Annotated in this window: 17 protein-coding genes; 12 read left to right on the forward strand and 5 right to left on the reverse strand. The window is 45.9% G+C overall.

The genetic code is table 11. The features are described from left to right. Positions 1–114 precede the first annotated feature (114 nt). The 11 genes from HGH90_RS13465 to HGH90_RS13515 all read left to right on the forward strand — a co-directional run bounded on the left by HGH90_RS13465 (position 115) and on the right by HGH90_RS13515 (position 14,875). Positions 115–3,822: a PKD domain-containing protein gene (locus HGH90_RS13465; protein ID WP_168761925.1), complete on the forward strand. Its 3,708-nt coding sequence runs from the start codon at positions 115–117 to the stop codon at positions 3,820–3,822. Between the two features lie 6 nt (positions 3,823–3,828). After that, entirely contained in the window at positions 3,829–4,851 is a 1,023-nt protein-coding gene (locus tag HGH90_RS13470; RefSeq protein ID WP_168761926.1) for a PorP/SprF family type IX secretion system membrane protein, read from the forward strand. Positions 4,852–4,897: 46 nt separating this feature from the next. Continuing rightward, positions 4,898–6,307 carry an FAD-binding oxidoreductase gene (locus HGH90_RS13475; RefSeq protein ID WP_169191311.1) on the forward strand — a complete coding sequence of 470 codons (1,410 nt, stop codon included), beginning with the start codon at positions 4,898–4,900 and terminating at the stop codon, positions 6,305–6,307. A gap of 60 nt (positions 6,308–6,367) precedes the next feature. Continuing rightward, the gene (locus HGH90_RS13480; RefSeq protein WP_168761928.1) at positions 6,368–6,961 is read left to right on the forward strand and encodes a hypothetical protein; all 594 of its coding nucleotides are present in this window, start codon (positions 6,368–6,370) and stop codon (positions 6,959–6,961) included. Between the two features lie 211 nt (positions 6,962–7,172). Next, positions 7,173–7,850, forward strand: a complete 678-nt coding sequence (locus tag HGH90_RS13485) for a phosphonatase-like hydrolase (RefSeq protein ID WP_168761929.1) — start codon at positions 7,173–7,175, stop codon at positions 7,848–7,850. A gap of 21 nt (positions 7,851–7,871) precedes the next feature. Continuing rightward, positions 7,872–9,002, forward strand: a complete 1,131-nt coding sequence (locus HGH90_RS13490; protein ID WP_169191312.1) for a TIGR03364 family FAD-dependent oxidoreductase — start codon at positions 7,872–7,874, stop codon at positions 9,000–9,002. A 430-nt stretch (positions 9,003–9,432) separates the two neighbouring features. Beyond that, positions 9,433–10,131 (forward strand): TIGR00730 family Rossman fold protein, encoded by a 699-nt coding sequence (locus tag HGH90_RS13495; protein WP_168761931.1) that lies wholly within the window; start codon positions 9,433–9,435, stop codon positions 10,129–10,131. 224 nt (positions 10,132–10,355) lie between these two features. Further along, positions 10,356–10,997 carry an O-methyltransferase gene (locus tag HGH90_RS13500; RefSeq protein ID WP_168761932.1) on the forward strand — a complete coding sequence of 214 codons (642 nt, stop codon included), beginning with the start codon at positions 10,356–10,358 and terminating at the stop codon, positions 10,995–10,997. Positions 10,998–11,022: 25 nt separating this feature from the next. After that, on the forward strand, positions 11,023–12,486 hold the full coding sequence (locus tag HGH90_RS13505; RefSeq protein ID WP_168761933.1) for a glucosaminidase domain-containing protein: 1,464 nt from the start codon (positions 11,023–11,025) through the stop codon (positions 12,484–12,486). Positions 12,487–12,539: 53 nt separating this feature from the next. Continuing rightward, a complete protein-coding gene (gene hpt, locus HGH90_RS13510; RefSeq protein WP_168761934.1) occupies positions 12,540–13,082 on the forward strand; it encodes a hypoxanthine phosphoribosyltransferase in 543 nt (180 codons plus the stop codon). Positions 13,083–13,129: 47 nt separating this feature from the next. Beyond that, positions 13,130–14,875: a vWA domain-containing protein gene (locus HGH90_RS13515; protein ID WP_168761935.1), complete on the forward strand. Its 1,746-nt coding sequence runs from the start codon at positions 13,130–13,132 to the stop codon at positions 14,873–14,875. A 2-nt stretch (positions 14,876–14,877) separates the two neighbouring features. Here the strand turns inward: HGH90_RS13515 and HGH90_RS13520 are convergent, their stop codons facing one another. The 3 genes from HGH90_RS13520 to HGH90_RS13530 form a co-directional block, all read right to left on the reverse strand. Beyond that, a complete protein-coding gene (locus HGH90_RS13520; protein ID WP_168761936.1) occupies positions 14,878–15,819 on the reverse strand; it encodes a class I SAM-dependent methyltransferase in 942 nt (313 codons plus the stop codon). A gap of 128 nt (positions 15,820–15,947) precedes the next feature. Next, positions 15,948–17,120 (reverse strand): molecular chaperone DnaJ, encoded by a 1,173-nt coding sequence (dnaJ, locus tag HGH90_RS13525; RefSeq protein WP_168761937.1) that lies wholly within the window; start codon positions 17,118–17,120, stop codon positions 15,948–15,950. 103 nt (positions 17,121–17,223) lie between these two features. Then, positions 17,224–17,799, reverse strand: a complete 576-nt coding sequence (locus tag HGH90_RS13530) for a nucleotide exchange factor GrpE (RefSeq protein WP_247679779.1) — start codon at positions 17,797–17,799, stop codon at positions 17,224–17,226. Between the two features lie 137 nt (positions 17,800–17,936). Between HGH90_RS13530 and HGH90_RS13535 the strand changes: the two genes are divergently transcribed. Then, the gene (locus tag HGH90_RS13535; RefSeq protein ID WP_168761938.1) at positions 17,937–19,109 is read left to right on the forward strand and encodes a class I SAM-dependent rRNA methyltransferase; all 1,173 of its coding nucleotides are present in this window, start codon (positions 17,937–17,939) and stop codon (positions 19,107–19,109) included. A gap of 81 nt (positions 19,110–19,190) precedes the next feature. Here HGH90_RS13535 and HGH90_RS13540 read toward each other — a convergent pair whose 3' ends face one another. Together HGH90_RS13540 and HGH90_RS13545 are read right to left on the reverse strand one after the other, a co-directional pair. Then, on the reverse strand, positions 19,191–19,544 hold the full coding sequence (locus HGH90_RS13540) for a T9SS type A sorting domain-containing protein (protein WP_145664810.1): 354 nt from the start codon (positions 19,542–19,544) through the stop codon (positions 19,191–19,193). Between the two features lie 183 nt (positions 19,545–19,727). After that, the gene (locus HGH90_RS13545; RefSeq protein WP_168761939.1) at positions 19,728–20,759 is read right to left on the reverse strand and encodes a PorP/SprF family type IX secretion system membrane protein; all 1,032 of its coding nucleotides are present in this window, start codon (positions 20,757–20,759) and stop codon (positions 19,728–19,730) included. Between the last annotated feature and the right edge of the window lie 14 nt (positions 20,760–20,773).

Consider the following 20,773-nt stretch of genomic DNA (forward strand, 5'->3'; position numbering starts at 1 on the left):
ACCTGTTTTTCTTCGTTTTCAACACTTTCTGCTTTCCAGGACCGTAACAATTTGAGTGGCTTCTGCGTTTATAGTATTATATTGGTTTTTAACTATAAAATAAATCTGATCCCGTTGAAATTTACCTTCCCGACCGGCCTTATTGGATGGATGATATTCTGCTTGCTTCCCGGAGGATTTGCTCTGGCGCAGCAACGGCCTGTGAATTTTACTCCCCTGGATTTCAAAGAAAACAAAGGACAATGGAACCCGGATGTTATTTATAAAACTGAGTTTGATGGCGCTTCCGTCTTTCTCAGGAAAACCGGATTTACTTTTCTGATGTATAACCCGGATGATATGTGGGCGCTGGATGAGGCAGTACATGGACATTCCCACCGGGCCGATTCTATCAAGTACATTCACCGTAATGATTTCAGTAACAAACCCAATGCTTCCGCCAATATGCCCGACACCCACCTGCCGGGAGATAACAGCGGAGAAAAGCCACCTCCAAGGCCCGGAAGCTTTCCCGATGTACGAGGACATGCCTATAACATCACTTTCCTGAACGCCAACCCAAACCCGGAAATGGTGCCGGAAAAGCAACAGGATGTGGTAAGCAATTATTTTATCGGCAACGATCGCAGTAAATGGGCCGCCGGGGTTAAAGCATTCCAGGGCATTCATTACAATTCCCTGTATCCCGGTATTGATGCACATATTTACTCAGAAGGATCCCAGCTGAAATACGACCTGATCATTCATCCCGGCGCTAACCCCGACAAGATTCAATTACAGTATGATGGTCCTACCGGTATGGAAATAAAAAAAGGACAGCTGTATGTGCATACCTCCGTTGGAGATGTGATAGAACAGTTGCCTTTTGCATATCAATATGTTAACAATGAACGTATAACCGTAAAGGTAGCCTATAAGCTGAATGGTAATAAACTCGGATTCAAGATTTCGGGCGACTATAACCCGGCGTACCCGCTGGTGATAGACCCCATTTATGTTTTCTCTACCGTATCCGGTTCCCGGGCTGATAACTGGGGCTTTACCGCTACCTATGATGATGCCGGTAATTTTTACGGAGGAGGTATTGTATTTGGCGCGGGCTACCCAACCACACCTGGCGTAGTGCAGAGTGTTTTTATTGGCCCGGGCGGACAAACAGGTTTTGATATTGGTATTTCCAAATTCAATCCCACCGGGAACAAATTGATTTATGCTACTTACCTGGGTGGAAATGGCGCCGACCAGCCCCACAGCTTGTTTGTGGATAAGGATGGTAACCTGGTGGTAGCCGGAAGAACCACTTCCCGCGACTACCCCAGCGATAAAGTGAAAGGCCCCGGAGGTGGATGGGATATTGTAGTTACTAAGCTGAATGCCGACGCCACCAAGATAATAGGTTCACTGGTGATTGGCGGTACCGGCGAGGATGGCGTAAATATCAGTGATGTGCGTTCCGGCGGCGCCCGCGTACTATTACGTAACTACGGCGACGATGCTAGAAGTGAAGTAGTGGTAGATGATGCAGGATATATTTACATGACCAGCTGTACCCGTTCTGCCGACTTTCCTGTAGTGGGCAACGTGCTCCAAAAATCATTTGGCGGCGGGCAAGATGCTGTAGTCATGAAAATAAACCCACTTTGCCAGGACCTGGTATGGTCTACCTACTTGGGAGGTTCTAAAGAAGATGCAGGTTATGTCATCGCATTAAATGGCCTCAATACCCTGTACGTAGCTGGCGGAACCGCCAGCAGCGATTTCCCGATTAAAGGAACGACCAAGTATACAGCGTATCGTGGTGGCGTATGCGATGGCTTTATTGCCCATATTACCAACGACGGGCAGTCAATATTACAAAGTACTTTCCTCGGATCTGATGATCCATCGGCTGACCAGATCTATGGTATTCAACTCGATAAGAAGGGATTTGTATACGTAATGGGCACTACAGAGGGAGCCTGGCCTATTAAACTGCTGGCCAGTACTTACTACAATGGCAACGGATTACAGTTCATTTCAAAACTGAAAGCAGATTTATCAGATTTCGTATACTCTACCACGTTTGGTAAAAGCAGAACGCTGGTATCTTCTCCCAATATTTCCCCTACTGCCTTCCTGGTAGACCGGTGTGAGAATGTGTATGTGTCGGGTTGGGGGGGAGGCATCAACCAGGGCGATGGTTATCCCAATTCCACCACATTCGGTATGTATGTAAGTCCGGATGCATTGCAACGCAGTACAGATGGAATGGACTTCTATTTCTTTGTATTACAGCGCGACGGCGTTGCTCCTCTATACGGCAGTTATTTTGGCGGAAATGGTTTATACGAGCACGTAGATGGAGGGACCAGCCGGTTCGATAGAAACGGTATTATCTACCAGGGTATTTGTGCATGGTGTGAAGTGAGCCAGTCGGGTTTTAAACCGGCATATCCTACTACACCCGGCGCTTATTCCAGTACGCCTCCACGCGGATGTAACTTTGGCGCGCTCAAAATTGCGTTTAACCTGGACGGTGTGAAAGTAGGCGCCAAAACGCTGGATCGGCGTAAAAACTATTGTGCACCGGAAGAAATTACGTTTGTAGATACCACCGGCCGCCCCGGCAAAACCTACGAATGGTCTTTCGGCGATGGCTCCCCGTTGCTGACCGGCGGCCCCGAGCTGGATACTGTAAAACACCTGTTTAGCAAGGTTGGGTCCTATCGCGTTAGGGTAGTAAAGTTTGATCCCAATAGCTGTAACGGATCCGATACTGCTTATGTCGATGTAAAGCTGGGAAACAATGAAGCCAAGTTTGACCTGGTGGCCAAACGCGAACAACCCTGCGACCAGTTGAAATACTCTTTTACTAATCCGCTTCCTCCTCCTGCCTCCGGCCCATACAGGGATAGTTCATTTATACTGGATTTTGGCGATGGTACTCCGTTACAATACACCAGTATGATGACGCCGGTGATGCACTTTTATAAGGCTGCAGGCATATACAACGCCAGCTTAACGTTGGTGGACACCAACTTTTGTAACGCACCGCAAACTGTTACGCGGCCATTACGTGTAGCCATTAACGTGATAGCTGCTTTTACGCTGCCGGATACTATTTGCCAGGGTGTCACTATGCAAATGGATAACACTACCCTTGGTGGAGAATCGTTCCTGTGGACATTCAGCGACGATGGTAAAACATCTACAGATCCTTATCCATTACATACGTTTAATACTCCCGGTAATGTTGATGTTAAACTGGTGGTAGAAGATCCCAATACTTGTAATAAAAAAGACAGTATCACCAAATCTGTAATGGTGGTACCTCCTCCTACGGCTAACTTCACTTTCACGCCGGTAACGCCGGTTGAAAATACGCCGTTGCAGTTCACCAATACCTCCACAGATGCCATACATTATCTCTGGAATTTTGGAGATGGAGATACGACTTCAGTAGCGCAGCCTTCGCATCAGTATTTAAGAACGGGTAATTATAACGTGTGTCTTACGGCTATTAATTCGGCCGGTTGCGCCGCCACTACCTGTAAAGAAGTGAGTGCTATTGTAGTGCCATTGTTCGATGTGCCTAATGCCTTTGCGCCGAATGGAAAGAACAATATTTTTTACGTAAAAGCTTTTGGCGCGACCAAATTCAATCTTAAAATATTTAATCGCTGGGGTCAATTGGTATTTGAAAGTTCAGATCCACGGATCGGCTGGGATGGCCGGTTTAAAGGGAACCTTCAGCCAATGGACGCTTATGCCTATATTGTAAATCTCGAGTTTACTGACGGCACCAAAGGCAGCAGATCCGGAAGTGTAACCTTGTTAAGATGATGAGCCATGAATCAGATCGTTAAATTATCAACATGTCTGGCGTTATTATTAACTGTTGCAGTGGGTGGCTTTTCGCAAGACCTCCACTTTTCACAGTTTTTTAATTCACCGCTGACAACTAACCCTGCCAATACAGGCTTTATTCCTGATGGGAATTACCGTATTGGCATTAATTACCGCGATCAATGGGCGAGTATTCCGGTACCATATAAAACGATGTCTGCTTATGGCGATTTCCAGCTATTCCGCGACAGACTGGAATATGGCTGGTTAGGCTTGGGTGGTGTTGTACTCAGAGACGTTGCAGGAGCCGGGAATCTTACTTCTACCAAAGCATATGCATCAATTGCCTATCACCAGTTACTAGGACAAAGCAGCTTGTTGTCGTTAGGGTTTAATGCCGGTTCCGCGGGTAAAAGAGTGGATATCACTAAGCTAACGTTCGGTGATCAGTGGAATGGAAAATTTTTCGACTCACAGATACCTACCGGTGAACCCATTACGCAAAGCAGTATTAATTATTTCGACTTGCAGGCAGGGATGAATTATGCATATTTCCCGACCGACAATATCTATATCAACGCTGGTTTTTCCGTGCAACATATCAACACTCCCCGCGAAACGTTCTTTGATGGCAATAACAAAGTGCCCCGCCGCTATATCGGCTTCCTGAACGCCAGCATTAAAATGAGTGATAAAGTGATTATCAACCCTGCCGCGTACTATTCCACGCAGGCGGGTGCCCGTGAAATCATGTTGGGAGGAAATGCGGCGTATAACTTGTCAGGCGATGGAGTACAACAATTGTTTGGCGGTATCTACTACCGTGCAAACGATGCTGCTATTTTCCTCGTTGGGTACCAGATCAACGCGCTGAAACTGATGTTTAACTATGATATCAATACTTCGGGACTATCTGCTGCCACCAACCGCAGGGGAGCCTATGAAATAGGTATTGTATATACCGGTTTGTATACCAACCGTACCTTTTCTAACGCAAGGCGATCCACCATTTGCCCCTCATTTTAACAGGCCCATATTACCACCTAACCGGCATTATGATTACTTTTGTTTTATGACAACGTTTAATAAAGTAACTGCCGCCCATATCGCAGCATTACGCGAAATAGCCGGCGCACAATATGTATTGGCCGACGAGGAAAGTATGAGCCGTTATGCACAGGATGAAACCGAAGACCTGCATTACCTGCCGGAAGTGGTAGTAAAGCCGGATACAACCGAACAGGTGAGCCGGATTATGCGGTTATGTAATGAGGCACTACTGCCGGTAACGCCCCGGGGCGGCGGTACAGGTCTCAGTGGAGGCGCCCTGGCCCAATACGGTGGCGTGCTCATTTCCATGGAGCGCTTTAACCGCATTCAGCTGATAGATGAAAGAAATCTCCAGGTAATCACCGAACCGGGTGTTATTACAGAAGAATTACAGAACGCTGTAAAAGAAAAGGGATTGTTTTATCCCCCTGATCCAAGTAGCAGGGGAACCTGTTTTATAGGCGGTAACATTGCCGAAAATTCAGGTGGACCAAAGGCAGTTAAATACGGCGTGGTAAAGGATTATGTCCTAAATCTCGAAATGGTATTGCCTAACGGGGATGTCATCTGGACGGGCGCCAATGTCTTGAAAAACGCCACAGGCTATAATCTTACCCAACTGGTAGTAGGTAGTGAAGGCACCCTTGGTATTGTCACCAAAATCGTGTTGCGACTGATCCCGTTGCCTAAAAATGATTTGTTGATGCTGGTGCCTTTCCGTTCCGCCGAAAGCGCCTGTGCCGCCGTGAGCGCCATCTTCCGTGCAGGGTATACTCCCTCTGCCATGGAATTTATGGAGAGGGATGCCTTGGAGTGGGTTACAAAATATGTGCAAAGCAGCGCAGTAAGAATTGAAGACGATATTCAGGCCCATTTGCTGATAGAAGTAGATGGCAACTATCCGGAAGTGTTAATGCAGGAAATGGAGGGAATTGCCGGTGTGGTAGAAGGCTTTGATATCGGGGAAATCCTGTTTGCGGAAGATTCCCAGCAAAAGGATGAACTCTGGAAGTTACGTCGCCGGGTGGCGGAAGCCGTGAAAGCCAATTCCATCTATAAGGAAGAAGACACGGTAGTACCCCGGGCCGAATTGCCAGTACTGCTGAAAGGCGTAAAAGAAATAGGCAACCGATATGGATTCCATTCTGTTTGCTACGGCCATGCCGGTGATGGCAACCTGCATGTGAACATCATCAGGGGCGAGCTCACAGAAAAACAATGGAATGGTACCCTCAAGGAAGGTATACGCGAAATTTTTGAGCTGGTGAAACAACTGGGCGGTACTATCTCCGGAGAGCATGGTATCGGGCTGGTACAGAAAAATTATATGGATATCATTTTCGATCAGACTTCCATGCACCTCATGAAACAAATAAAGCAGATATTTGACCCGAATAATATATTGAACCGGGGTAAAATTTTTGATTGTTAAACCTTTTTACCGGCGGATAGTTTAAACTGCCGGCAAATACCAAATTTAATACATCCGAACATGAAACGATTACTGATATGTTTTTTTCTGCTGGCTGCCGGACAGCTGGTACATGCACAGTATTATAAAACAGATACCACGATCCATAAGGGATTCGACCCCTCCCGCCTGGTGCTGGGCGGCTCGCTGGGGATGGTGTTTGGAGATTATACCAATGTGGATGTGTCTCCTCTGGTAGGGTATCGTTTTTCAGATTATATAGCAGCGGGTATTAACGTGAATGCGCAATACGGACAATATCGTACCCGTGACATCTATTCCAATACCACCTATTCCCGCGATAAGTATACTATTTTCGGAGGCGGTATATGGGGACGTGTATATCCTTTGCCCATGGTGTTTGTGCATATACAGCCGGAGTATAATTTTATTAGCCAGTCTACCACCGTATATGCCAATGATGGCAGTAACATGAAACAGACCTACAAAACCAACTACAGTGTGCCCAGTTTGCTGGTAGGCGCCGGTTATACACAGAGCGTAGGAGGCCGGGTTGGCATAGGGATTTCCATTTTATATGATGTAATACAGGATGCCCGTTCGCCTTATCGCAGTAACCTGATATACCGGGTGGGTGCAGGTTTAGGTTTTTAAGCGGATATTTTTTTAGAGAGATATATTACAAGAAGCCGGATCATCTGATAAAAAAGATGGCCCGGCTTCTTGTTTTGCATCATGCTGCTGCCATAGCGGTTTTGCGTAGCCCGGATGATCGGAAGGTATATTATCCGCATGTTAAATGTTTATAAATGCTAAACTTTATTTTACATAGAGATTATCTTTGGGCCATAATAAATCAGGAAAGATGGGAATACAGTTAGTTGTTTTTGACATTGCAGGCACTACCCTGCACGATGAATCCAATGTGGCCAAGGTATTACAGCATACCCTGCAATTGGCAGGGGTAACGGTAACGCTGGAAGAAGTAAATGAAGTAATGGGATATGCCAAACCATATGCTATCCGCTGTTTGCTGCAACTGCGCCAGGATGGCCGGCATAGCAACGAGGCCTTTATTCACGAATTGCATGACCGTTTTGTGGCCGATATGAAATCACATTATGCCACCCATCCTGCTGTACGTGAAAAAGACGGCGTATCCGCTGTATTTGCGGCGTTAAAGGCCCGGGGCATCAAAGTGGCGCTGGATACGGGCTTTGACCGTGACATCACCAATGTAATCCTGGAAAGGGTAGGCTGGCAACAGCAAGGATTAATTGACGCAGTAGCTACGAGTGATGAAGTACCTTTCGGTCGTCCTTATCCATATATGATTTACCGTATCATGGAAAAACTGGAAATCCGCAGTATTCAGTCGGTAGCAAAAACCGGTGATACCACTTCCGACCTGGAAGAAGGTACCAACGCAGGTTGCCGCTATGTGATTGGTGTTACTACGGGTGCTTATAGCCGGGAGGAACTGGAAAAAGGGCCGCATACACACCTGGTGGCTTCCCTGGATGAATTGCTTTCAATTTTTTAATCTTTATTTACTTTTCATATCATGCAACAACAGGCAGATGTAGCGGTAATAGGTGCCGGTATTGTAGGTTTGGCCATGTCTTATCACCTGGCATCCCAGGGGAAAAAAGTAGTTTTATTTGAACGCAACAGTAAAGCGATCAGTGCTTCTATCCGCAACTTTGGACTGGTATGGCCTATCGGTCAAACTGCCGGTAAAATGTACGACCGCGCCATGCGCAGCCGCGCTACCTGGAAGGAGCTGGCAGCTGCTACAGGATTGCAATGCCAGGAAACAGGTTCGCTGCATCTCGTGTACGAACAGGATGAACTGGCTGTGCTGGAAGAGTTTGCACAGGCGGCGGCCGGAAATGGTTATCTGTGTGAACTGCTTCCCCCCGCCAAGGTGGGAAATTATACCAGCGCTATCAAAACAGCCGGACTAAAAGGCGCGTTGTGGAGTCCTACCGAAATGACGGTGAATCCACGCCAGGCCAGTGCCGCCATAGCGAAGCACCTGGAACAGAAAATGAACGTAACCGTACGTTTTGGTACCGCCGTAAATGGTATCAGTATGCCCTATATTGAAACAAGGAATGAAAAATGGAAGGTGGAAGAAGTGTTTGTATGTAGCGGCGCGGATTTCGAAACCCTCTACCCGGCGGCATTTGCGGAAGCTCCTCTGAAAAAGTGCAAACTGCAGATGATGCGCACCATTCCTCAACCCGGCAACTGGCAGCTAGGCCCCGCTTTATGTGCTGGTTTAACGCTGGGGCACTATGCCTCTTTCGAAAGCTGCAAGGCCCTGCAACCGCTGAAACAACGCTACGCGCAGGAAATGCCGGATTATGTAAAATGGGGTATTCACCTGTTGGTCTCTCAAAATGGGGCAGGGGAATTAACCATTGGGGATTCTCATGAATATGGTCCGGATTTCGAACCATTTGATAAAACGTTTATCAATGACCTGATCCTGAAGTATCTGCATACCTTCCTGGAAGCACCAACGTATACGATCCAGGAACAATGGCATGGCATTTATCCTAAGCTCACCAATGGCCAGACAGACCTGGTGTTTTCCCCGGAAAAAAATGTCACTATCGTTAATGGCCTGGGCGGTGCAGGGATGACTTTATCCTTCGGCCTGGCACAGGAAGTTACCGGCCGCTTATAATTTTGGTCATAAAGCAACAGGGATTTTGCTATGAAAACCTTCCGTTTTCATAGCAAAATCCCTGTTGCTTTGCGTCTCTGCAAGAAACAACCTTTGCGTAATCTGGATAAATTTAAATTAGGTTATTGCTCAAATAATTAATAAATTAAATGCAGATTAAGCGTTATGAGAACACCTGTTGAATAAAACGATAGTAGCATTCGAAAAATTTTCAACAATATTTATTTCAATTGCCAGCATTAGCAACGTTTCTGCAGCAATGTTTCAAACATTGCTGCACGTTCATAACGTGTTAAATGTAAAGCGGGTTTCTTTATAGTTACCTGCTTTTTTGTTTCTAATGAGATGACAGTAAGCTAATTATTGTATAAATTACACCACCCCGTGTATATGCCGGGAAAGTGTTTATTGGCTTAAAATTAGTCATCGTATGAACAGTAGTATAAAGAATCTTAAAGAGAGAGACTGGACGGAAACAAGAGCGCATTCCAGCTGGCAGATTTTCAAAATTATGGCGGAGTTTGTTGAGGGGTTTGAGAAGCTGGCGAAAATAGGTCCCTGTATATCCATCTTTGGCTCGGCGCGTACCAAGCCGGGTAACCGTTATTACGACCTGGCCCAGGAGATAGCTTCCAAACTGGCAGATGAAGGTTTTGGTATTATCACAGGGGGAGGACCCGGGGTAATGGAAGCGGCCAACAAAGGCGCCCAGGTAGCTCATGGAAAATCTGTAGGCGCCAATATCACATTACCACATGAGCAAGAGGCTAACCCTTATATAGATCGGGAAAACGCCCTGAATTTCGACTACTTCTTTGTACGTAAAGTAATGTTTACCAAGTATTCCCAGGGCTTTGTAATGATGCCCGGCGGCTTTGGTACCATGGACGAATTCTTTGAGGTGGCTACCCTTATCCAGACTAAGAAAATGGAAGAAACCCCTATGGTACTGGTAGGACGCGAATACTGGAGCGGTTTGCTCGAATGGATCCGTAATGTAATGATGGAAAAAGAAAGTAACATCAATCCCCAGGATCTGGATCTCCTGCAGTTATTCGACACCGCCGATGAAGTGGTGGAGTATTTCCGGGTTTTCTATACTACCAACAAGCTACGGCCTAATTTCTAGCATAAAAAAGAAAGCAAAAAGCGATTGCTGCGAAGGAAGATAGCAGGCAGAGAAGTGATTATAAACATTATTTAGTGTGAGAATAAAATCACCGTGAATAACGTTTATGAATATATGCCGGTCATGCTATTTCAGGGATACATCCCCTTTATTCGCGGTAAAAGCTTTTTGCTTTCTGCTTTCCGCTTTCTGCTTTTTCCTTAGCTTTGCAGAAATTTTAATATATGGAGCTCATACCAGCGGCAGTAGAGGCTTATTCAGAGAAGTATACCAGCCCGGAAAGTGAAGTGATGTATAAACTGAATAGGGAAACACACCTGAAAGTAGAGTTGCCACATATGCTGAGCGGGCAGGTACAGGGACAGTTCCTGCGGATGGTGAGTTATATGATTCGTCCCCGCCGCATCCTGGAGTTGGGTACTTACACGGGATATTCTGCTATCTGCCTGTCGGCAGGTCTTACCCCAGACGGTATCTTACATACGGTAGATGTGAATGAAGAGCTGGAAGCCCTTTGCCAGAAATACTTTGAGGCAAGTGGGAATGCACATAAAATTAAAATGCACATAGGCAAGGCTGCTGAGGTCATCGAACAACTGGACGAAGTTTTTGACCTGGTATTCATCGACGCTGATAAAGCCGGATATGAGCAATATTATGACCTGGTATGGGAAAAGCTGCGTCCTGGCGGTTTTATCCTGGCAGATAACGTGTTGTATCATGGACAGGTACTATTGCCTGAAAATGAGCGGGGCCGCCAGGCAAAGGCAATGGTTGATTTTTGTGAAAAAGTGCTGGCAGATGACCGCGCCGAACAGGTACTCCTGACCATCCGAGATGGAGTATTAATGATCAGGAAGAAATAAAAACGCCCATTAAATCCGAAAATACATGCAAGTAAGAAAATTCTTATTGATAGTCAGTTTTCTTATTGGCTTCGTTACCGTACTGCAGGCACAGACTATGACTACCCAGCAGTATATTGCTACCTATAAAAACTTAGCCATTGAGGAAATGCGCCGCACCGGCGTGCCCGCCGCCATTAAACTGGCCCAGGGCATTGTAGAAACACAGTCTGGCAACGGTACCTTGTGTTTACAGTCAAACAACCACTTCGGTATTAAATGTAAAAATACCTGGACTGGTAAAACCATCAAATACGATGACGATGCCGCCCAGGAGTGTTTCCGCGTATACGACTCAGCAGCAGACTCCTACAGGGACCATTCCGATTTTTTGCACAGTAATCCCCGTTATGCTTTCCTCTTTCAGTTTGATGGAGATGATTATAAATCATGGGCCTTCGGCCTGAAACAAGCCGGATATGCCACCAATAAAACATATCCCCAGCAGCTGATAAAAGTAATTGAAGATTATAACCTACAGCAATACTCGCTGATTGCTATGGGTAAAATGGCGCCAGGCGCCGGAGATGGATTTTTAGATAAAACTTCCTATGCAGAGGTAACGCCTAAAGCAGAACCCCGCTCGTCCGGAAGCAGAGCCAATCATAATACACACAACAAACAACAGGCTGGTAACTACCCCAAAGGTATTTTTGAAATCAATGGCCGGAAAGCCGTATTCGTAAAGGCAGGCACGTCCCTGATAAGAGTGGCTGATCAATACAATAAACGTCTCCGTAAACTGGTACGTTTCAACGACCTGGATAACGATAATCCTCCTGCCAGGGATATGATTGTTTTTCTACAGAAGAAAAGTAAACGAGGCGGTAAGGAGTTTCACCCCGTGATAAATGGAGAAACAATGCATGATGTAGCACAGGCAGAAGGTATTCAGCTCAGATGGTTGCGCAGGCGCAATAAAATGAGCGAAGGAGAAGAGCCCGCCGCCGGGCAGCGCTTAACCCTCGATGGTTTTGCTTCCAGCGCACCCCGTCTGGCTAAAAATACCCGGGTACTGAAAGAAGAAGACCAGGAACCACCAGAAGATTTTTCTCCACGTAAAGCCATAGAAGGTATTAAAGAAGAAGTAGCTAAAACTACAGGAGTCACCGCTGTTCCTGAAAGCAAACCCGCTGCCCAGCAACCGGGCGGTATTCCGGTAGCAATGGTAGAAGACCTGAAAAAAGCCGGCCAGGTAACTACTTCCGGAGGAAGCGCCACAGCGCCCAGGGCCACCCTGCCACAAACACCGCCCCCCCCGCCGGTAATCACCAAACCAGCGCCTGCCCCCGCATCCCGGGGAGGGCTGCAATACCACGATGTGCAACCCAAGGAAACATTGTACGGCATTGCAAAAATGTACAACCGGTCTATTGCCCAGTTACAGGAATGGAATAATTTGCAGGGTTACGATATAAAAATCGGACAACGCCTGCTCGTAAATAAATAAGCAGTAATCCTTTTCCTGCTTATGATTGTTAAATATGGAAATGTAGAAGTATTATGTCAGTAATCAAGGTGCATGACAAACAGTTCGAGCCTTACATCGATGCAGTAACGCTGCAGCAGCGTATTAAAGAAATGGCCGAACAAATTAACGAAGATCTGAAGGGAGAGCGCCCTTTGTTTATTGCCATCCTCAACGGCTCCTTTATGTTTGCCGCAGACGTATTTAAGTACCTGAATATCGAGGCGGAAATATCGTTTATTAAGCTGGCCTCCTACAAAGGCACTAAATCTACCGGGAACGTGGTACAGGCCATTGGCCTGGATGAAGACCTCTTTGGTCGTACCGTGGTAATCCTGGAAGATATCGTGGATACGGGTAAAACCCTGAGCCAGTTCCTGCCACAGCTGGAACATCAGCAACCTAAAAAATTACTCGTGGCTTCCCTGCTCACCAAGCCGGAAGCGATGGTACATCCCATTAAGATCGATTACCTGGGCTTCTCCGTTCCCAATAAATTCCTACTGGGCTATGGACTCGACTACGATGGCCTGGGCCGTAACCTGCCGGAAATATATCAACTGGTCGGAGCAGAATAGTATTATTTTTTCCGGGCAACTGCCCGGAAAAAATCTTAACTTAATACATGCCTAAGTTCCTTTTACTCTTATTATTATGGGGTGGAGGACTGCAAGCGCAAACAATCTGGGTATCGGGAGCAGTCGAAGACAGTATATCACATCGCCCTGTTTCCGGCGTGGTAGTGAAGGTGGTAAACGACACCACACAGGTAGTCACTAACGCTTTCGGTCTTTTTAAAATAGCCATCCCTGCAACAACTACTACACTGTTGTTTACACAAGCCGGTTATCTTCCCAAAGAGGTCAAGGTGACTAAATACGACCGGCTGTTAATAACATTATCTCCTGCACGAAAAGATACAGACCCTGTTGCCATGGCTAAAGCCAGGTCTAAAATGTTGCATAGCAGCAACCCCAATTACGGTAATGTGGGTATGGGCACTCATTCCTTTTACAACGAAACATACGGCGCCACCTATGAGAATAAGTTTGTGCGCACGGTCACCCGGCCGGTATCTACTTTTGCCATCGATGTAGACCGTGCTGCATATAGTAATATCCGTCGCTTCCTGCGGTTGAAAGAAGCTGTTCCTGTAGATGCTGTGCGTATTGAGGAAATGGTCAATTATTTCCAGTATGACTACCCATTGCCCGCAACCGGCAACACTATGGCCATGTATAGCCATTATACTACCTGTCCCTGGGATGACAAGCACCGGTTGTTGCAGGTAGCTATCCGTGCAAAAGCCCTGGCCACCGACAGTTTGCCTGCCTGCAACCTCGTTTTCCTGATAGATGTTTCCGGATCTATGGGCATTCCTAATAAATTGCCTTTGTTGCAGGCGGCCTTCCGAATACTGGTACATAACCTCCGGCCGGTAGATAGAGTGGCTATTGTAGCCTATGCCGGTGAGCCAGGCATTATTTTGCCTTCTACCTCCGGCGATCAGCAGGAGAAAATATTAAACGCTATTGATAACCTTACCGCCGGCGGCTCTACCGCTGGCGAAGCCGCCATTAGGATGGCTTACCGCATCGCCGCACAACAATATATCCCCAATGGCAACAACCGCGTAATATTGGCTACAGATGGCGATTTTAACGTGGGACAAAGCAGCGATGAAGAAATGGAACAACTCATTATCCAGGAAAAGGAAAGCGGGGTATTGCTTACCTGTCTCGGATTTGGCATGAAGAATTATAAGGACTCCAAGTTGCAGTCTTTATCAGGAAAGGGGAACGGCAATTTTGCTTATATAGACAACCTGGAAGAAGCCAATAAGATATTTGCCCGTGAATTTGGTAGTACACTGTTTACTGTCGCCCGCGATGTGCAGTCGGAGGTATGTTTTAACCCCGCGCAGGTAAAAGCGTATAGACTGATCGGTTATGAAAATAAGATGTTGCCGGTAGATACTGCTACCAGTACGGACTACGGCGGTGGCATTATTGGCAGCGGACATTGCTCTGTAGCGCTCTACGAAATTGTGCCGGCAGAGCATGTGCCTCCTGGAGATTCGCTGCTGGCCGATGTAAATATTACTTATCGCAACCCCCAGGATACAACGATCAATACATTACCAGGCATGATTCCGGCAACACTGATCCAGTTTGAAGATGCGTCCGTCGATTGCCGCTTCGCTGCGGCGGTAGCATTGTTCGGCATGCTCCTGCGTAAGTCGTCTTATTGTGGCAATGGCAATGCCGGCATGGTGATGGAAATAGCCCGGGATGCACTGGGAAATGATAAAGGCAACGACCGGGCAGAATTTTTGAAGATGATAAAAATGCTGCGCAAAAGTAAGCACTGACCCTATTTGATCAGCCGGTAACACTTCCGGATCAACTTCTGCTGAAAATCAAAAGGTAAAGTTTGATTGGTGATATCCTTAATACTGCTGGCATTGATCTTATCTGATTCCAGTACAAACCTGCGATAGTTATTACTGAAATATACTACGCCGTCCTTTTTGGTGGCCAGTAACACTTTATTCAGCAAGTCCACATGATCCCGCTGGATATCCAGAAAATCCTTCATGCGCTTACTGTTGGAAAAAGTAGGAGGGTCTATAATGACCAGGTCGTACGTATTTAGCTTAAGGGTATCAAGGTATTGAAGTACATCTGCATGAACGAAAGTATGCTGAGGGTTGTCAAATCCATTGAGTCGCATATTTTCTTCTGCCCAGGCCAGGTAGGTTTTCGACAGGTCGACTGAAGTTACTTCCGCGGCGCCGCCGGCGGCTGCATATACAGAGAAGGAGCCGGTATAGCAGAAGAGGTTTAGTACTTTTTTATCTTTGGCTTCATCCCTGACCATACCACGGGTAATACGATGATCGAGGAACAGGCCCGTATCGAGGTAATCGGAAAGGTTCACTTTAAACTGCAGCCCTGCTTCGTAGGCCGTCATCACATGACTTTCTATGCTCAGCTTTTCATACTGGCTTTGCCTGTTTTCTTTGCGTTGGCGTTGCTTTACCCAGATTTTAGCAGGTGGTATTTCCAGTACTTTGCTGATTAATTCCAGGCAGCTGTCTAACCAGGCTTCGTGTGCCTCTTCTTCCATACCGTGTTTACGGTTATATTCAGCGATGTATACATGATCTTCATAGATCTCTATGCTGAAGGGGAATTCAGGAATATCGTCATCATATACCCGGTAACAGGTGATATGCTGCCGTCTGGCGAGCTTGGAAATATGCCGGTAAACTTTCGTCAGCCGGTTTTCGAACATCTGCAGTTTAGAACTCATATCTTTTGGATTAGCATAAAGCTGAAAGCATAAAGCATAAAGCCATTGAAGCGAATGACTAATAGAATAATGACCTGCATAGGTCATTCGCTTCAATGGCTTTATGCTTTATGCTTTCAACTTTCTCCTCAACTAAAAATATCTCTTACCTTCTCAAAAAATCCTTTTTCAGACTTTTCAGGATTGGGTTTAAAGTTATCGGAGGATTGTAATTTATCGAGCATTTCTTTTTCATCTGCGGTCACCGTCTGAGGCGTCCATACATTCACATGAATCAGCTGGTCGCCTTTTTCATAGGAGTTAACAGAAGGGAATCCTTTGCCTTTCAGGCGGAATATTTTACCGCTTTGTGTGCCGGCAGGGATTTTAATTTTGGCTTTACCATCAATGGTAGGGACTTCCAGGGAAGTGCCATATACTGCATCCGGGAAGGAAATGTAGAGATCATACGCTACATTGAGTCCGTCGCGTTGCAGTTCCGGATGTGGTTCTTCCTCGATCAGGATGAGTAAGTCGCCGGGGGCGCCGCCTCTTTCGCCGGCATTCCCTTTACCGCTCATACTCAGCTGCATGCCTTCCTGTACGCCTGCCGGGATGTCGATGCTCACCATTTCTTCGCCATACATACGACCCTCTCCTTTACAGTGGCCGCATTTGCTGGTAATGATCTGGCCTTCTCCATGACAGGTAGGACAGGTAGTTACTGTTTGCATTTGTCCCAGAAAAGTTTGGGTCACTTTTCTTACCTGGCCGGAACCGCCACAGGTATTACAGGACTGGAATGCGTTTTTATCTTTTGCACCGAGGCCACCGCAATGCTGGCAGGGTACATATTTTTTTACTTTGATTTTTTTATTGGCGCCTTTGGCGATTTCTTCATAGGTAAGACGAATTTTTACCCGAAGATTGGAGCCACGAGTACCACGTCCACGGCGGTTTCCACCACCGCTACGTCCACCGCCGCCGCCGAAGAAGCTGCCGAAAATATCATCATTACCAAATATGTCACCGAAGTTGGAGAAGATATCATCCATGTTCATACCACCTCCACCAAATCCACCACCACGGTTGCCATTCATACCAGCATGGCCAAAGCGGTCGTATTGCGCCCTTTTATCAGGATCGCTCAATACTTCATAAGCTTCAGCTGCTTCTTTGAATTTTTCTTCGGCCTCTTTGTTGTTTGGGTTGCGGTCAGGGTGATACTGCATGGCCACTTTACGGTAAGCCTTTTTAATTTCATCCTGAGAGGCCGATTTGGCAACAACCAGTATTTCGTAATAATCTCTCTTGGTAGACATTATAATAATCACTTAATGCTGGTGCAACGCACCAGCTTTTTGTTCGGTAAAAAATATGTCAGCTTAGCATAGGCAATCATCTGAGATAATGCCACATCGTCATTTATTTACCCACAATTACCTTAGCATGACGGATTAATTTGTCATTCAGGTAATAACCTGGCTGCAAGGTATCCACTACTTTTCCTGCCAGCTCCGGCGTAGGAGCGGGGATCTCAGTAATGGCATCGTGCAGATCCGGATCAAATGAGGTGTGGATACTCTCCATTGGCTTTAATCCCTTCGCTTGCAGGGTACTTCTCAGCTTGTTAAACACCAGCATCACGCCGTCTTTTACAGCGCTGATATCGGTAGCATTTTCCAACTGCTTACTAGCCCTGTCGCTATCATCCAGTACATCCAGCAAAGATATGATAACTTCTTTACTGGCGGTTTGCATCAGCTCTATACGTTCTTTGGCAGTACGTTTACGATAATTGTCAAACTCTGCCTGTAATCTCAGGTATTTATCACGGATTTCGTTGACTTCCTGTTCTTTTTTCTCCAGTGCTGTCACTTCATCTGACTCATTATTCGTATTTGAACTATTGCTTATATTTTCTTCTGGCATGCTTTGCTCGTTTTCGCTACCAGCGTTAGCCTGTCCGTTTGTCTGCATGTCTTTTTCGTTTTCTGTCATAATAAGTAATAATTGTCTGCTGTGGGTACCAGTCAATTTCTTTGCCAACAGGAGTTTTGGCGACAAAAAGGCAGAAAAAGCCGAAAATGCAAAGCTTCCCCGCTAAATAGCTACCTTTGCCCCTCGAAATACGCTAAATGACTAAAGTTTTTTTAAAGAAACAGATACAAAACAGGGTATTACAAGGGCATCCCTGGATTTTTGGCAACGAGGTAGCTGAAATAAAAGGAGAAGTAAATGCCGGTGAAATTGTAGACGTATATACGCATAAAGGCTTCTTCCTGGGCCGTGGTTATATTAACCCGCAATCACAGATACTGGTACGCCTGCTAACCCGCGATAAATCAGAAGAAATTAACCCGGAATTTTTTTACCACCGCCTCCTCAAATGCTGGCAATACCGGCAGAAGCTGGGCTATGTGGAAAACTGCCGCCTGGTATATGGAGAAGCAGACGATCTTCCTGCACTGGTGATCGACAAATTCAATGATTATTTTGTTATACAAACCCTGGCCCTGGGAATGGAACGGTGGAAAGATGCCATTGTAGATGCCATCAACCGTATTTTTTCTCCTAAAGGTATCTACGAAAGAAATGATGTACCAGTAAGAGAACTGGAAGGTATGAGCCAGCAAAAAGGCTTCCTCAGCGCTCCCTTCGACACGAACCTCATCATCAATGAAAATGGATTGAAGTTCCATGTAGATGTGGTAAATGGTCAGAAGACCGGCTACTTCCTCGATCAACAGGACAACCGCCGCGAAATAAAACATATCGTAAAAGACGCCGATGTCATGGAAGCGTTTTGCTATACCGGTACCTTTTCCTGCCATGCAGGTTTTTATGGCGCTAAAAGTGTTCTGGGACTTGATATTTCCGAAACAGCTGTTCACACTGCACGTAAAAATGCGGAGTTGAATAATCTACAGGATATCTGCCAGTTCCAAGCTGTTAATGCATTTGATCAGCTAAAACAATGGACCCGGGAAGAGAAGAAATTTGATGTAGTGATACTGGATCCGCCAGCCTTTACCAAAAGCCGCGAAAATATCCAGAAAGCAGTAACGGGTTATAAGGAAATTAACCTGCGCGGCATGAAGCTACTGAAGCCAGGAGGTTTCCTGGTAACGGCTTCCTGTACCAACCTTGTATCACCGGACCTGTTTCTCCAAACTATCGATGCTGCCGCCAGGGACGCCAAGAAAAGATTACGCCAGGTAACTTTCCAGACGCAAGCCCAGGATCATCCCATCCTGAGAAATATTGAGAATACCACTTATCTGAAGTTCCTCATTGTAGAAGTATCCTGAAGATAACATACATAAAAAAGGAAAAGTCACGATGCATATCGTGACTTTTCCTTTTTTATTTTGATGCCAGATGTATCTAAACTACTTGACGACATTGAACTTACCCGACTCTATCAGGTTGCCACGCTGGTCGCGTAACTGGAAAATATACAGACCATTGTAATAGTTGTCCAGGCTTACGGTAGTGCGTGGACCGATGCCTTTTAACTGGTCTATTTTTTTTCCCAGAAAATTGTATACAATAAGATCGTATAAGCGATCGTTATTATGCTGTTGAATTTCAAAATTTATGGTAGTAGTAGCGGGGTTGGGATATAGTTTCACGATCTTATTACCCCCCTCCGTATTAGGTTGGGATTTTTCGCTTTGCGCAATGCCAGTAACCGGCAGCAAGCTTAAAACCATTATGAGAATCAGGGTAGAGGTTTTCCACATAGTATTATAAAAATAAAGTTTTTTTCAAATATTTCCTAATTTTTGTTTGATAAATTCAGACCCATACAGACCTTTCCTACATAAAAATAACAAACCAAACGCCATTTTGTTATCTTTTTTTGCTTTTTTATGTAAATTTTAACGCTTGTACACTTTTATCATAAGTAATTGATTTTCTGTTATTTAAAATCTTGGACAATTTAAGCTTTCCAATGTTGAGTTCCGGCTATTGAGGAAGCCCTTGAAAACCAATGAGATTTCAAAGCCCCCGAAAGTTTGACTGGCAGTACGTAATTGGGAGATATTGGTGTCATAACTCATGGCCACCTCATATTTATCCATGTCAATTTTGATGGTAGGGATGATCGCATCGTTCCATCGCAGGAACATACCGCCATAAATAGCCCGGGTAGATTCCAGCCCCTGGTTCATCAGGCCATACCCGATCAATGCTCCCCCGATATATTCTGAGTAAGTTCCCTGGTGCAATTGGTTGTAGTGCGCAATTACTTTTACCCGCTCGTCTACCGGGATGGTAATACCAGCGTTGAACGTTATTTTAGGCTGTAGCGCTATGTTTTGATCATTGTAAAAGGAAATTTTAGCCCCGTTGAAGTGGAAATAGCCAGCCCCGATAAAGTAATTCACATCTTCCCTGATCACGCCATTGTAGCTGAGTCCTACGCCCATGTCGAGATAACTGTATCCCTTGAATGCCAGCTTCCCTTCTTCACCGGTAGGCATCGCCGGATCAAAACGGCCATTGGTATACTGGTTGTTGAAAGTCATATTACTCGGATCAAATTGGCGCTGTACATAGCCTCCCATAAACCCTAACGAAAGAAAACTGCTTTTGTCTTCATTGAGCGATTTATGGTAGTTGATGGCCGGAAATATCTGGGTAGACTGCAGTTTGGAAGTACCGGCCCGGTCGTAGGTAAGTTGTAAGCCGGTGGTTACATAGTCGTTGCTGCGTCCTACCGGGAACTTTATTTCGCCGCTCAGGGTCCCGGTCTGGTAGGGAATGGTAACACTGTTCCACTGGTTGCGATACACCGCCTGTACGCGCACATCGCCGTTGAAGATACCTATCAGCGCAGGGTTACGCAATATGGGCGTTTCATAAAACTGGGAAAGATGTATATCCTGTGCATACAATTGTGTGGCCGTTGTGGTGCCTATAATCGCCAGTAATATGCGGTATACGGTTTTCATAATAACCAGGTTAA

This window comes from Chitinophaga sp. Ak27 (assembly GCF_012726295.1).
GTDB lineage: Bacteria > Bacteroidota > Bacteroidia > Chitinophagales > Chitinophagaceae > Chitinophaga.

Bases quoted from the DNA above. Each gene is read 5' to 3' on its own strand.
- HGH90_RS13470 (WP_168761926.1), top strand. From the start codon at position 3,829: ATGAATCAGATCGTTAAATTATCAACATGTCTGGCGTTATTATTAACT.
- HGH90_RS13475 (WP_169191311.1), top strand. From the start codon at position 4,898: ATGACAACGTTTAATAAAGTAACTGCCGCCCATATCGCAGCATTACGC.
- HGH90_RS13480 (WP_168761928.1), top strand. From the start codon at position 6,368: ATGAAACGATTACTGATATGTTTTTTTCTGCTGGCTGCCGGACAGCTG.
- HGH90_RS13485 (WP_168761929.1), top strand. From the start codon at position 7,173: ATGGGAATACAGTTAGTTGTTTTTGACATTGCAGGCACTACCCTGCAC.
- HGH90_RS13490 (WP_169191312.1), top strand. From the start codon at position 7,872: ATGCAACAACAGGCAGATGTAGCGGTAATAGGTGCCGGTATTGTAGGT.
- HGH90_RS13495 (WP_168761931.1), top strand. From the start codon at position 9,433: ATGAACAGTAGTATAAAGAATCTTAAAGAGAGAGACTGGACGGAAACA.
- HGH90_RS13500 (WP_168761932.1), top strand. From the start codon at position 10,356: ATGGAGCTCATACCAGCGGCAGTAGAGGCTTATTCAGAGAAGTATACC.
- HGH90_RS13505 (WP_168761933.1), top strand. From the start codon at position 11,023: ATGCAAGTAAGAAAATTCTTATTGATAGTCAGTTTTCTTATTGGCTTC.
- hpt (WP_168761934.1), top strand. From the start codon at position 12,540: ATGTCAGTAATCAAGGTGCATGACAAACAGTTCGAGCCTTACATCGAT.
- HGH90_RS13515 (WP_168761935.1), top strand. From the start codon at position 13,130: ATGCCTAAGTTCCTTTTACTCTTATTATTATGGGGTGGAGGACTGCAA.
- HGH90_RS13520 (WP_168761936.1), bottom strand. From the start codon at position 15,819: ATGAGTTCTAAACTGCAGATGTTCGAAAACCGGCTGACGAAAGTTTAC.
- dnaJ (WP_168761937.1), bottom strand. From the start codon at position 17,120: ATGTCTACCAAGAGAGATTATTACGAAATACTGGTTGTTGCCAAATCG.
- HGH90_RS13530 (WP_247679779.1), bottom strand. From the start codon at position 17,799: ATGACAGAAAACGAAAAAGACATGCAGACAAACGGACAGGCTAACGCT.
- HGH90_RS13535 (WP_168761938.1), top strand. From the start codon at position 17,937: ATGACTAAAGTTTTTTTAAAGAAACAGATACAAAACAGGGTATTACAA.
- HGH90_RS13540 (WP_145664810.1), bottom strand. From the start codon at position 19,544: ATGTGGAAAACCTCTACCCTGATTCTCATAATGGTTTTAAGCTTGCTG.
- HGH90_RS13545 (WP_168761939.1), bottom strand. From the start codon at position 20,759: ATGAAAACCGTATACCGCATATTACTGGCGATTATAGGCACCACAACG.